The sequence below is a fragment of the Pseudomonas sp. H1_D04 genome (assembly GCF_054683855.1).
Genome location: NZ_CP162826.1, coordinates 5,117,556 through 5,130,417, shown reverse-complemented (window position 1 = coordinate 5,130,417; position 12,862 = coordinate 5,117,556). Strand labels below are relative to the sequence as shown.

Annotated in this window: 12 protein-coding genes, 1 tRNA gene and 1 pseudogene; 11 read left to right on the top strand and 3 right to left on the bottom strand. The window is 58.0% G+C overall.

Annotated features, from left to right (window positions below; translation table 11 throughout):
- From AB4N82_RS23640 to AB4N82_RS23615, 6 genes and pseudogenes are all read left to right on the top strand, one after another.
- Complete coding sequence (locus AB4N82_RS23640) at positions 1–792, top strand: helix-turn-helix domain-containing protein (RefSeq protein ID WP_122765187.1); 792 nt, start codon at positions 1–3, stop codon at positions 790–792.
- A 73-nt stretch (positions 793–865) separates the two neighbouring features.
- A complete protein-coding gene (locus tag AB4N82_RS23635; protein ID WP_095184709.1) occupies positions 866–1,477 on the top strand; it encodes a LysE family transporter in 612 nt (203 codons plus the stop codon).
- Positions 1,478–1,794: 317 nt separating this feature from the next.
- Positions 1,795–2,088, top strand: coding sequence for a hypothetical protein (locus tag AB4N82_RS23630; RefSeq protein ID WP_081797647.1), 294 nt, complete (start codon positions 1,795–1,797; stop codon positions 2,086–2,088).
- 235 nt (positions 2,089–2,323) lie between these two features.
- Positions 2,324–5,038: a magnesium-translocating P-type ATPase gene (mgtA, locus tag AB4N82_RS23625; protein WP_460103250.1), complete on the top strand. Its 2,715-nt coding sequence runs from the start codon at positions 2,324–2,326 to the stop codon at positions 5,036–5,038.
- A 65-nt stretch (positions 5,039–5,103) separates the two neighbouring features.
- The gene (locus AB4N82_RS23620) at positions 5,104–5,451 is read left to right on the top strand and encodes an SLOG family protein (protein ID WP_122753426.1); all 348 of its coding nucleotides are present in this window, start codon (positions 5,104–5,106) and stop codon (positions 5,449–5,451) included.
- Positions 5,452–5,469: 18 nt separating this feature from the next.
- A pseudogene (locus AB4N82_RS23615) lies at positions 5,470–5,709 on the top strand (hypothetical protein); the annotation flags it as partial.
- On the opposite strand, the gene AB4N82_RS23610 reads toward AB4N82_RS23615, so the two are convergent.
- Positions 5,673–6,371, bottom strand: a complete 699-nt coding sequence (locus AB4N82_RS23610) for a tellurite resistance TerB family protein (RefSeq protein WP_122765252.1) — start codon at positions 6,369–6,371, stop codon at positions 5,673–5,675. The pseudogene AB4N82_RS23615 and the gene AB4N82_RS23610 sit on opposite strands and share 37 nt — an antisense overlap.
- Before the next feature lie 103 nt (positions 6,372–6,474).
- Between AB4N82_RS23610 and AB4N82_RS23605 the strand changes: the two genes are divergently transcribed.
- The 3 genes from AB4N82_RS23605 to AB4N82_RS23595 all read left to right on the top strand — a co-directional run bounded on the left by AB4N82_RS23605 (position 6,475) and on the right by AB4N82_RS23595 (position 7,779).
- Positions 6,475–7,002 carry a DinB family protein gene (locus AB4N82_RS23605; protein ID WP_122765251.1) on the top strand — a complete coding sequence of 176 codons (528 nt, stop codon included), beginning with the start codon at positions 6,475–6,477 and terminating at the stop codon, positions 7,000–7,002.
- A 154-nt stretch (positions 7,003–7,156) separates the two neighbouring features.
- Positions 7,157–7,438 (top strand): hypothetical protein, encoded by a 282-nt coding sequence (locus tag AB4N82_RS23600; protein WP_122765189.1) that lies wholly within the window; start codon positions 7,157–7,159, stop codon positions 7,436–7,438.
- A 254-nt stretch (positions 7,439–7,692) separates the two neighbouring features.
- Positions 7,693–7,779: transfer RNA gene (locus tag AB4N82_RS23595), tRNA-Leu, on the top strand.
- A 598-nt stretch (positions 7,780–8,377) separates the two neighbouring features.
- On the opposite strand, the gene AB4N82_RS23590 is transcribed toward AB4N82_RS23595, so the two are convergent.
- Both AB4N82_RS23590 and AB4N82_RS23585 read right to left on the bottom strand, forming a co-directional pair.
- The gene (locus AB4N82_RS23590; protein ID WP_032885727.1) at positions 8,378–8,701 is read right to left on the bottom strand and encodes a hypothetical protein; all 324 of its coding nucleotides are present in this window, start codon (positions 8,699–8,701) and stop codon (positions 8,378–8,380) included.
- Positions 8,702–9,024: 323 nt separating this feature from the next.
- On the bottom strand, positions 9,025–9,219 hold the full coding sequence (locus tag AB4N82_RS23585) for a hypothetical protein (protein ID WP_095184706.1): 195 nt from the start codon (positions 9,217–9,219) through the stop codon (positions 9,025–9,027).
- 699 nt (positions 9,220–9,918) lie between these two features.
- Between AB4N82_RS23585 and AB4N82_RS23580 the strand changes: the two genes are divergently transcribed.
- Positions 9,919–11,091: an acyltransferase family protein gene (locus tag AB4N82_RS23580; protein WP_163034966.1), complete on the top strand. Its 1,173-nt coding sequence runs from the start codon at positions 9,919–9,921 to the stop codon at positions 11,089–11,091.
- A gap of 526 nt (positions 11,092–11,617) precedes the next feature.
- On the top strand, positions 11,618–12,856 hold the full coding sequence (locus tag AB4N82_RS23575) for an urea ABC transporter substrate-binding protein (protein WP_099602532.1): 1,239 nt from the start codon (positions 11,618–11,620) through the stop codon (positions 12,854–12,856).
- The last annotated feature ends 6 nt before the right edge of the window (positions 12,857–12,862 follow it).

The window sequence follows — 12,862 nt, the reverse complement described above, 5'->3', positions numbered from 1 at the left end:
ATGAAAGCCCTGCAACACGCCTGGCTTGGCAACTACGAAGTCAGCAGCACGGTTTGCACCGGTTTGACGTTCGCTCGCCATAGCCACGACGAGTGTGTGATCGGCGTGAACCTGGTGGGCGAGGAGAAAGTCTGGCTGGACCGCAGGGAATTCGACGCGGGGCCGGGCAGCATTACGCTGTACAACCCAGGGCAGATTCAAGGCGGCGGTGCGGCGGATGGCGCGCCTTGGCAGTTCGTCAGCCTCTACGTCACGGCGGATCAATTGGCCGCGGACTTGGGCTTGGCGCACCTGGAGTTTGATCGCCCGTTATGTTTTCAACCGCTGCTCGCGCAACGCCTGGCGGCGGCGGTGAAAGGCGCATTGAGCGCCGACGCCTTGGTTCGCGAGCTGAACGAAGACGCCTTGGTGTCGCTGCTGGGAGAGGTGGTCGCGATCAGCGGCGTGCGTCTGCCCAGCACCCCTGCCACGGCTAACCCCATGGTCAGCCGCGCCCAGGAGTTGCTGGCGGCGCACCTGCATCAATCGCTGCCGTTGGACCACCTCGGCGATGAGTTGGGGCTGTCCAAGTTCCACCTGCTGCGCGCCTTTCAGAAAGCCACCGGGCTCAGTCCTCGGCAGTGGGCCATGCAACTGCGCACCCGTCGCGCCAAGGGTTTGTTGCGCATGGGCGCGCCAGCCTCGGACGTCGCCCATGACCTCGGGTTTGCCGACCAGAGCCACCTCAATCGGCATTTTCGCGCGGCTTACGGCATGACCCCGGGTCGTTACCAGAGCGTCGTGAAACGTTGAACTGCGCAATCTGGTTCAAGACACCCTCCAACCTGCGCCTCACACTGCCCCCATCAATTGAAGGAACGCGGGCATGTTGACGATCTTTTTCTACGCGCTGGTATTCGGGTTTGTGTTTTGCCTCTCCCCTGGCGCCGTGCTGGCGGAGACCTTACGGCGCGGCTTGCTCCATGGCTTTACTCCCGCGCTGATGGTGCAGATCGGCTCACTGGTCGGTGACGCCGTCTGGGCCGTGATCGGCCTGACCGGCATTGCCCTGCTGATCCAGCACGACGCCGTGCGTGTGCCGCTGACCATTGTCTGCGCGCTGTACCTGGCGTGGCTCGGCGTGCGTAGCCTGATCGACGCCTGGCAGTTGCCTGAAGCCGGCAGCGCTCCGGCGAGCTCCGGGCAGAATGCCTTGGCGGTGGGCGCGGCGATCTCGTTGGCCAATCCGAAGAACATTGTTTACTGGGGGGCATTGGGCAGTGCCTTGTCTGGCATTGTCGGCGCCACGCCCAGCCACGGGCAAACCTTGATGTTTTTTGCAGGCTTCATGCTGGCATCGGTGTTGTCCTGCTTTCTGATCGCGGCGCTGGTTAACCTGTTACGCAAAAACGCTTCGCCCCTGTGGCAACGCATCAGTTATGGCGCCTGCGGGCTGGTATTGATATATCTGGCGATTCTCGCCGCGCACGGTATATGAAGTTATATAGCCAACAACTTCCAACGCGTTTTGTCTGAATGAAGTCTGAACACTGGTCAGTTTAATTAATCATGCGTTGACATTTTGTAACTGTCTGAGTAGATTGCCCCTGCCCGCAACTGGGGCCTTTTTTAAACCTCACAAAAGAAGCCAATGGACACAGTATCTAGTCGCTGTCCGAGCACCGCATTTGCGGGCGTCGGGCGCCAAACCCAGAATATGACAGGACTCGTCTCCCCGGTCCGGTAAGCTGCGCTAGAGCTTGATGCTCCACCGTAACTGCCTCACCGGATGCCCGTCCGGTCCCGAGGTGTGTTATGACCTTCCAACTCCTTGTTTTACCCGATGTACGCACGCTGGCCGCAGCCCTGCGCGCCAAGCCAGGCCGAGCACCCGCAGGCTTTTGCCCTGCCCGGTCGACCTTTGTTGCACCCTCCCCTCAAGTGCATCCAGCCCGACCGCTGGCGCACTGGCGTATCTGCCCGCAAAGCGGCCAGTTGATGCAGCACTGGGAACATGCCGACCCTCAAGACCCGCAGAGACCGAAGGTTTCCAGCCTGGCTCACGCTGGCTTGATGCTCGGTCTGTATGTGAGCGCTCGCGCCGCCTGACCTGGCTGAAAACAGCAACTTTCTTATTTATTCCCTGGAGTTCTTTATGAACGCATCCAGTCGTAGCCCGCTGCACGTTAGTTAACTAACGCGCTGTTGGCGGGCCTTATAGAAGTTATGTGAACACTTTAATAAAACCGATCGCGAAGTCCGCGGCTCGGCATGCTTTTGCTCGCCTGTATTCAGGTAAGTACCGGGTATGTTTTGTCGAGAATTGGCGACAGGAGTACAAACAATGAGCGCCGTAAAAAACACGCCACTGAGCAAGAAAAAGAGCACCTGCGAAGGCACCAAACTGTCGATGCGTGCCGCCCGCGAAGCCCAAAACGGCCTGCAAGCCACCCTGGCCAACGTACGCGCCACCCAGGATGGCCTGACCGAATTGGACGCCTCTGCACGTCTGCAACGGGAAGGCGCTAACGAAGTCGCCCATGAAAAGCCGCCGCACGCCCTCATCCAGTTCCTGCACGCACTGAACAACCCGTTCATCTACGTGCTGCTGACCCTGGGCGCCATCAGCTTCTTTACCGATTGCTGGCTGCCGATGCAGGAAGGCGAAGACGCTGACCCGACCAAAGTCATCATCATCATGACCATGGTCCTGCTCAGCAGCCTATTGCGCTTCTGGCAAGAGCACCGCTCGGCAAAATCCGCCGAGGCCTTGAAGGCCATGGTGCGCACCACCGCCACCGTGCTGCGCCGTGAGCAAGTGGGCAGCCAACCGACCCTGCGCGAAGTACCGATGCGCGAGCTGGTGGCGGGCGATATCGTGCAACTGTCGGCCGGGGACATGATCCCCGCCGACATCCGCCTGATCGAATCCCGAGACCTGTTTATCAGCCAGGCCGTGCTCACCGGCGAAGCCTTGCCAGTGGAGAAGTACGACACCCTGGGCGACGTTACGCAAAAAACCGCAGGGCCGGTGATCGCCGATCAAGGCAACCTGTTGGACCTGCCCAATATCTGCTTTATGGGCACCAACGTGGTCAGCGGCCGGGCCACCGCCGTGGTGGTGGCCACCGGACCGCGCACCTACTTTGGCTCCCTGGCCAAGGCGATTGTCGGCTCGCGAGTGCAGACCGCGTTCGACCGTGGGGTCAACAGTGTCAGTTGGCTGCTCATCCGCTTCATGCTGGTGATGGTGCCCATCGTGTTCTTCCTCAACGGCTTCTCCAAGGGTGACTGGGGCGATGCCTTCCTGTTTGCGCTGGCGGTTGCCGTGGGCCTCACCCCGGAAATGCTGCCGATGATCGTCAGCGCCAACCTGGCCAAGGGCGCCACGGCCATGGCCAAGCGCAAAGTGGTGGTCAAGCGCCTCAACGCGATCCAAAACTTCGGCTCCATGGACGTGTTGTGCACCGACAAGACCGGCACCCTGACCCAGGACAGAATCATCCTCGAACATCACGTCAACGCCTTAGGCCAGCGTGATGATGCCGTGCTGTCCCTGGCTTGGCTCAACAGCTACCACCAGAGCGGCATGAAGAACCTGATGGACCAGGCGGTGGTGCAGTTTTCGCAACAGAACCCGACATTCCAAGTGCCGTTTGCCTACAGCAAGGTCGATGAGTTGCCCTTCGACTTTGTACGCCGCCGCCTGTCCATCGTGGTCAGGGACGCGGCCGACGACCATCTGCTGGTGTGCAAAGGCGCCGTGGAAGAGATGCTGGGTATTTCCACCCATGTAATGGACGCTGGCGCCGCGGTGCCGTTGGATGAGCGCCGTCGCGAGCAACTGCTGTCAATTGCCAACGATTACAACGAAGACGGCTTTCGCGTGCTGGTGGTGGCGACTCGCACGATCCCCAAGGCGTTGGCACGCAAGCAGTACACCACCGTCGATGAGCGCAACCTGGTGATCCACGGTTTTCTAACCTTCCTCGATCCACCGAAGGAAACCGCCGGCCCTGCGATTGCCGCACTGCAACAGATCGGCGTGGCGGTCAAAGTGCTGACCGGCGACAACGCGGTCGTCACCAGCAAGATCTGCCGTCAGGTCGGCCTTGAGCCCGGCCAACCGCTGCTGGGCGTTGAAATCGAATTGATGGACGACGTCACCCTCGCGCGCCGAGTGGAGGAACGCACGGTATTCGCCAAACTCACGCCGTTGCAGAAATCCCGTGTGCTCAAGGCCCTGCAAGCCAACGGCCATACGGTGGGCTTCCTCGGGGACGGCATCAACGATGCCCCTGCCCTGCGCGATGCCGACGTGGGCATCTCGGTGGACAGTGGCACCGACATCGCCAAGGAGTCGGCGGACATCATCCTGCTGGAAAAAAGCCTGATGGTGCTGGAGGAAGGCGTGCTCAAGGGCCGCGAAACCTTCGGCAATATCATGAAGTACCTGAACATGACCGCCAGCTCCAATTTCGGCAACGTGTTCTCAGTCTTGGTGGCCAGTGCGTTTATCCCGTTCATGCCGATGCTGGCGATCCACTTGCTGCTGCAAAACCTGATGTATGACATCTCCCAGCTGGCGTTGCCGTGGGACAAGATGGACAAGGAATACCTGGCCAAGCCACGCAAGTGGGACGCGAAAAACATCGGCCGTTTCATGCTGTGGATCGGGCCGACATCGTCGATTTTCGACATCACTACCTTTGCGCTGATGTGGTACGTGTTTGCCGCCAACAGCGTCGAGATGCAGACGCTGTTCCAGTCCGGCTGGTTTATCGAAGGACTGCTGTCGCAAACCCTGGTGGTGCATATGCTGCGCACCCGCAAGATCCCGTTCTTCCAGAGCACGGCCGCATGGCCGGTGCTGATGATGACCTGCTTGGTGATCGTACTGGGGATCTACGTGCCGTTCTCGCCCCTGGGCACCCTGGTGGGCTTGCAGCCACTGCCACTGGCGTACTTCCCATGGCTGGTGGGCACCTTGCTCAGCTACTGCTGCGTGGCCCAACTGATAAAAACGATCTACATCCGCCGCTTCAAGCAGTGGTACTGATCACCCCTGCCGTTTAAACGGTGGCGGTCGCTGGGCCGCCACCGTGTCTTACAAGGAATCGGACTATGCGCATCTTGATCTGTGCAGGTCGTCATTACGCCGACACCAAAAAGTCTCGCCAGGTGCTGGACGCCTACCATCGCCTGCGCCCGGTGCAGGTACTGATCCACGGCGGCAACCAGTTTCTCGGCAGCGACATCGAAGAATGGGCCCGTGAAATCGGTATCGACGTGGTGCGTTACCCACCCAATTGGCAACGCCACGGCAAGCAGGCAGAACGCCAACGCAACCACTTCATGCTGACCGACAGCCGCCCCGACGTGGTCATCGCCTTGCCAGGCGGTGATGACACATCGGAGCTGGTCTGCCAGGCCCGAGCCAGCGGCATTTCGGTGCTTACCGTAGAAAACTGAACCCAAGCGAGGTGCGTCATGCACAACCCACACACCCCAAAGCGCCCTGACGGGTTTGCCAAATACCGCGCGCGTCACCGCCGCGATGTTCGCCACAGCCTGCTGCTGTTGCCGCCGGCCAAACGCCGTGCGCTGCGGCGCAATCTGATCTTTATCGGCCTGGCCCTGAGCGTTGTTTTGCTTATCGCCGTCGTGTCGAAGGCCAATGCGGCAGGCGCTGCCTACGCTGGGCTTTTAAGCTGCTGCTCAAGTTGCAGCTGCATTTGAGGATCAATGCTCAGCGTAGCCGCCAGCTCATCCAGATAATTGCGCTCTGCGTTCTGCTGATCATCCACCAGCATCACACTGGCCAGGTACACCTCGGCCGCTATCGCCGGGTCATGTGCGAATTCGGCAAAATCCGCAGCATCCAAGGGCTTGGCGACTTCGGCGTCGAGCCACTGCTGAAGTTGCGGGTCGTCGGTGTGCTTGCCCAGTTCAGTGGAGATCATTTGCTGCTCTGCGTCATCGATCCGACCGTCGGCCTTCGCCGCGGCAATCAAGGCACGCAACACCGCATGGCTGTGGGCCTCGGCTTCAGGGCCACCCAGCTGGTCGACTGTCTGAAAGGACGATTGCGGTTTGGAGGCCTGCTGACTCTGCCATGCCTGATACGCCTTGAACGCCATCATCCCCAACGACGCCAACGCCGCGTAATTCATCCCGCCGGAGCGGCCCTGTGCAGAACGTGTCGCCGCACCGCCACCGAGCATGCCGCCGAGGCCTCCTAACAATCCACCCAGACCGCCACCGGCCGAAGCATTGCCGGTGCTGGTGCCCTTGAGCAAACCGCCGAGCAGCCCGCCCAGGCCGCCGCCCGCAGCGCCACCGCCGGACTGCCCGGCGCGCAGCAGTTGTTCGAGTAGGTCGCTTGTGTTCATGGTGTCACCCTTGCGCGCGTAGAATTGGCGTTCAACAACCATAGTCCGCCGCTGTCGAAACTCCATGACCGCCGAGCGGGCGCGTATTCAAGCAGGGAAACCCGTGAACCGAATCGAGCAGATTGCGCTGATGGCGACCTACAACCAGTGGATGAATCGCAAAGTCTATGACGCCGCCGCCAGGCTTTCGGATGCGCAATTACGCACGGACCGTCATGCTTTTTTCGGCTCGATACTCGGCACACTCAACCACCTGGCGCAGGGAGACACGGTCTGGCTCAAACGCTTCGCCCAGCACCCGGCAGGCTTTACAGCGCTGGCCCCACTGGAAGCCATTGCCATGCCCGTCGACCTCAAGCATCTGGCCTTTGCCGACCTTAGCGCGCTGGCTGCCCGTCGTACCTGGCTGGACCAACTGATCATCGATTGGACCAAGACCCTGCGCGAGCCCGATCTCGACCTGCGCTTGCATTACCACAACATGCGTGGCGCCGCCGCCGACAAGCCCTTTTCCAGCCTGCTATTGCACTTTTTCAATCATCAGACCCACCACCGGGGCCAGGCGACCACCTTGCTGACCCAGGCCGGAGTGGATGTCGGCGACACGGACCTGCTGGCACTGATCGACTGACGGCAGCGCGCTGCTGAGCAGGCTAGAGCCATAAACGAACGCCTAGGCAACTGTGAGGTCGTAATGACAGGTGCCGGGATCTTTCTGCGCCCGCCCTCTTCGCACCCGTCGTGGGTTTACCGATGGGTGCACCCCATAAGAAGGAGACGCTTACATGGTCATTCACTTCAAGGTCGCCGGGCATCTGGCTTGCGGCCACCACGGTACCAACCTCCCCTCCAGCGCTGAGCTGAACCGGGTCAAGTGCCGTACCTGCCGCAACACTGAGGCCTACAAGGAAGCCCGCCGCACCCAACGCAATTCCGCTCGGCGTGCTTCGCGCAAAGCCAAGTCCCCCACCGCCACTGACTGGCGCAGCGCCTGGACCCAACGTCTCACCGACCTGCCAGGGTTGCAGCGTTTGCCCAGAGGGTTCAGCGGCCAGCCTTTCGTATAGGCCTGCACACGCAAGCCCCGGCTAAACCGGGGCTTGTTTGCGATCGCTCTGCCTTTCTGCTGAAGATTCATGACGCCCATCTGTGATTCTTGTGTTCGGGCAGCAGAAACCTACTGGACTCTCTTTTAAAACCCCTGTAGCCCACTGATCTTTCGAGCTTTTTCATCTTGCTCGATGCCCAACAAAGGTGCGTTACGGCCTTGCGCATACGCGCCTTGATCTATATATTCCCAACCCTGCTACACCGCGCTACCGCCCGAATGGCGAAACTGGTAGACGCATGGGACTTAAAATCCCCCGCTCGTAAGGGCGTCCCGGTTCGATTCCGGGTTCGGGCACCATAGATATCAAGGGCTTGCATGATTAACGTCATGCAGGCCCTTATCTTTTGTGCTCCACAATTTTTGACACTGCTTCGCAACTCACCCATCCCGGCGTCCTGCCAATCTGAATCAAAACCCTCACCGCACTGCCTACTGCGCTGATAGATCTACGGAGAATCAGCCATGCGATTTACGATCTACTCGCTGCCCTGCTCTCAAAGCCGGCTGACACAGATTCCGCAGCATCACTTCGGCCTTGCTGCAGTTGAAGCCTGGACGGTAGATAGGGTCGAGCTCACGCTGTAGTTCGTTGGTGAGTCGCCTGCCTCTGGAGGTGTCCGCGTTACCCAGGCACGCCGGTCGCTCACATCGTCCCTGTGCCACCCGCTGGCGATCACAGCCCCAACGAGGCCCGCTATCAGCAATTCAAGCCTGTCGATCTTGTCGAGCCGGCGCTGTCGATACTCCGTGCACTCGACTCCGTGGGGCCTGTTTGAAATAAAATAGCCGGCCCCAGCAGCACTCCCAGCCATAGCGAAGGGCGTGGTGGGACCCAAAACGAAAAAGCCCCGGCATATGCCGGGGCTTCTATCGAAACTGAATTTGAAGATTTTGATCAGGCCAACCTGGAGCCGCCAATAAAACCGAGGAAAACTAAAATGACATCCGCAGTGAGGAGCGCCGTGTAGTTAGGAAGGTTCTTGACCTCATCAAAGCCCTGCTGAGCAACGGTAGGAGTAAACAATGCATAGAGGCCAGTCGGCACAATTGCAAAGAGCGCCAAGAGGCCGACTAGCGTCCAAAGAGATGCTGATTCAACAAAATAGTTAATTTTCCGCCACCTCAAGATGGCAAAGCTGATCAAGAAAGCGACGAAAACCAGCCAAATATGATCGTAAGCGCCATCAATTAGGGCGCCAATAAATTTAAGTTCCAACACCGCAGGCTCCTGCCATCATCAATGAAGTCATAATGACATCATAACATAGCGTCTAAACACAACCTCGCTTGGCTTAAGGTTTTTTTGATGGGGTGTACTGGCCCAAGAACGGAAAACCCGGCTCTTGGCCGGGCTCAGGGGTTCGTGTGCGTTTCGCGTTACTTGTGCACTTGGGGAGAGTTACGCGCAAAACCCGCAATGCCAATATGAGCCGTGCTACTTAACCCTTGCAAAGCTTCTGTGGCGACTCCGTACCTGCGAGGGGATCCCGCCACCACCAGCATGGCGATAGACGAAGAAACCGAAGCAACCAAGTCTCTGCCCTAGCCAGGTCCGCCCATACACTCTGCGGTGCTGGAAAGCATTGCTCCCGCCTGCTGCACCAGCTTTCTCCACTCATCGCTGGTGATGAGTTCGGCAAGCTCCATCGCGTCAGCCCGCCGCAGCAATCCAAAATACTTAACCTCTGCGTCCGTTTGACTTACGGCCTGTGTAAACAGGTCGCGCCAGGCTGTCATGGCTAGTCTTCGCTGTGCCTCTCTCATCGAGGGCCCCTAATGGTGAGATGAGGCAGTATGTATTAGGTTGCCGGGCGCGTTCGGCATGATCTCGTTATTGCCGACCAATGGCGGCCATAAGCCATTAATGGCGAAGTTTTGGCCAGTCACGGGAGGATTCGACTGAAAGTAGTGGGTCCGTTCGCACTGATCGTTGGCGTTTGCTGGACGATCTTCGCGCTGAGCTTCTTGTATCTGCCCTTCGGAGCGCCATCTATTGAGTCGGGAATCCTGACGATTACAACTTCCCCAGGTATTTAGAGCCCGCTACGTGCGTGGCTTTCTGCTTTTGCGACATCCTTTTCACCTGGCATTTACAGGACAGGGTGCTAAATCACCCTACTCCTTTGAAGAATTCCCTTTAGGCCCGCCCACAAGCGGGCTTTTTTTTGCCCGTCAGAAAGTCGCCAGATCCTCTTCGGGCTCAAGCTCGGCCTCCAAACCGCGACTGCCGTACGCGCACAACAATCTGACTGCCCGCAACGAACCTTCCTACAAAGCGAATTGTCGAAATGTGGCTTTGGTCACCCGTCTGCGCGCCCACCTATCAGGGAGAACCCAGCAGCCATCACCGGCTAATAGTCGGCGTGGTACCGGTTTTCTCGTGCCAGCTAGATAAAAGCCAACTATTCACGCGACATCTCAAGAGGCAAAGGAATCGTGCCCGAACAAAAAATGCATGCCTGCAACACAATTGATGAGTCCTTGGGAAATGCAAAATTGCCCGTAGAGCGGCTAGAGTCTTTAACATTTCTGCGCTTTGTTGCAGCCATCGTAGTGGTTCTTTTCCATTACGGAAAAGAAACGCAAATTTACGCAAGCTTGCCAACGATACTGAATTGCGGGCCGATCATGGTCACTTTCTTTTTCGTACTGTCAGGCTTTGTGCTCGCCCTATCGAATACAAAAAAGAACATTCCGACCTCACAATTCTATGTAAACAGAGCCGCTAGGATATTGCCCATTTATCTAATAGCGCTACTGGCTTACATGGCAATAACAAGCAGTTCACTAAACGGCAAATTTTTTATATCCGCCGCCCTTATTCAAGCGTGGTTCCCAAAATACGCAACGACTTTAAATTACCCTGGCTGGTCTGTTTCAGTTGAGATGTTTTTCTATTTGATTTGCCCATTGCTGATTTTTGTCAGCAATACAAAAAAAGACGTACGCCTCAAGGTGTGGCTGGCGTCCTCGCTACTCCTTTGGGTTTTCAGCCAAGTCGTGCTCAGCTACTACAGCCGTACAGACCCCTATGGCAATACCAGTCCGCGCCTGCACTCGCTGATCAATTATTTTCCACCTTCACACCTGTGCAGCTTTGTCCTTGGGTTCACTGCCGGGCTCATGTTCAAAGCAGGCGTATTGCGCAACGTCGTCGGGGAGAAGACAGCGCTCGTTCTCAGCATCGTGTTGTTCGCCATTATCGGCAAGATAATTGATTACGGCCCAAAAATAGATGATGCCATCGGCGCGCACTTAGCGTACGGAAGTAGTTTCACAGCTATCCTGTTTGCCCCAGCGATTTACTTTTGTGCCATAGCAAACAACTTACTAAAAAAAGCCCCCTTCATACCCGTGCTTGTCATACTCGGAGAATCCAGCTATTCGCTTTACATACTGCAAGCGCCGGCTCACCTTGCTTTCCAAATGCTGCCGACTCAGTTTCTTTCTGAATCCAGTACGTTTAATTTTTCAGTCTTTGTCATCTTTTTAATTTCGCTATCCATCGCTTCATACTTCCTGATTGAAAAAACCCTTTCAAAAACGATCAAAGTTTTTTATGCAAAACGCATGAAGCGTTCACCCGTTAAAACTGAAGCCGTAGCCTGAGATCATCGCCTCGGCCGTTCTCCCGTGCTCACGCGACGACAGATTGAACACTGACCGTATTTGCATCATGCAAGCGTGGGCTTGGCTCTTGAGGCGCCGTTAACACGGCATAAAGCAACCGCGCACCTGTTCCAAACGCACGCACACGGTGCGTCGTTTCTACCCAGGTGACATTTTTCGGAGCGTGACCAGCGTCGCCATACACCCTGGTTTCCTTTAAAATCATAAACATAGCGTTTATGGCCTGAAGCTTGCTTTTAAGCTATCGCCGCGCCATGCGGCACTCGTTTCCCCCATCCTCTCAGGGTGGGCGACCCAGCCTCAACGATGCGGCTGGTGTCTCCAAGTGAAGCGAATCACATATCCAGCCGACAGCGCCGTCGGTATGTGAAATCAGGCCCTCCTTCCCCGCCTGCATTTCTTCCCAGACCTTCTTTCCTTCATTGCAAACCGTCATGCCCGGCGCTTTTCCTGGCGTGCTTCGGACTGCAGTGGATAGGGAGTCCGGGTTTCAGGAGTCTTCCGAATGGCTATGAATCGTCGTGCTTTCCTGCGTGCATCTGCGATTTCCGCGGCTGCTGTGTCCACGTTGAGCCTCAAGAGTTTCTCGGCGTTTGCTGCCGACGACGCGATCAATATCGCCTCGCTGTATGACAACTCCGGCGGCCTCGACATCTACGGCAAACCCATCGTCGATGCGCTGACCTTCGCTGTCGAAGAACTCAACAGCGCCGGCGGCTTGCTCGGCCGCCCGCTCAACCTGATCAAGTACGACACCCAGTCGAACATGCAGCTTTACGCGCAATACGCCCAACAGGCCGCGCTCAAGGATCGCGCGGCGGTGGTGCACGCCGGTATCACGTCGGCGTCGCGGGAAGTGGTGCGTCCGGTGCTGGACCGCTACAAGACCCTGTATTTCTACAACAACCAATACGAAGGCGGCGTGTGTGACCGCAACTTCTTCGGCACCGGTGTCACACCCGGCCAGACCGTGGAGAAGCTGGTGTCCCATGTCACCAAGAAGTGGGGCAAGAAGGTCTACATCGTCGCGGCGGACTACAACTACGGGCAGATCGTCACCGCCTGGGTCAAGAAGTACGTCGAGCAAGCGGGCGGCGAAAGCGTCGGCATCGAGTTCTTCCCACTGGACGTGACCAACTTCGGCGCGACGATCTCGAAGATCCAGGAAGCCAAGCCGGACTTCGTCTGGTCGGCGCTGGTGGGCGGCGCGCACATGTCGTTCTATCGCCAGTGGAAAGCCGCAGGCATGACCGGCAAGCTGCCGATTGCCTCCACCACCTTCGCCGGCGGTAACGAGCACATCGTGCTGTCGCCGGAAGAATGCAACGGCATCCTGATCTGCCAGAACTATGTGCAGGAACTGGCCACGTCGCAGAACCAGGCGTTCGTCGAGCGCTTCCATAAGCGCTTCGGCGCGGACTATCCGTACATCACCGAACTGGCCATGGGCGCTTACCAGGGCATGATGCTGTGGGCCGAAGGCGTGCGCCAGGCAGGTACGGTGGAGCGCATGGCCGTGACCCAGGCCCTGGAAAAAGGCATCAGCCTGGACCTGCCCAGCGGCAAGGTCAGCATCGACCCGGCGACCCACCACTGTGTGCTCGACGTGCACATCGCCGAAGTCCGCGACCGCCGCCTGGAGGTGGTCGAAAGCTTTGCCCAGCAAGCGCCGTCCGACACCGCCGCCGTGTGCGACCTGGTGAAGAACCCGCGCGACGCCAAACAATACAGCATCGCGCTGTAAGGAGGC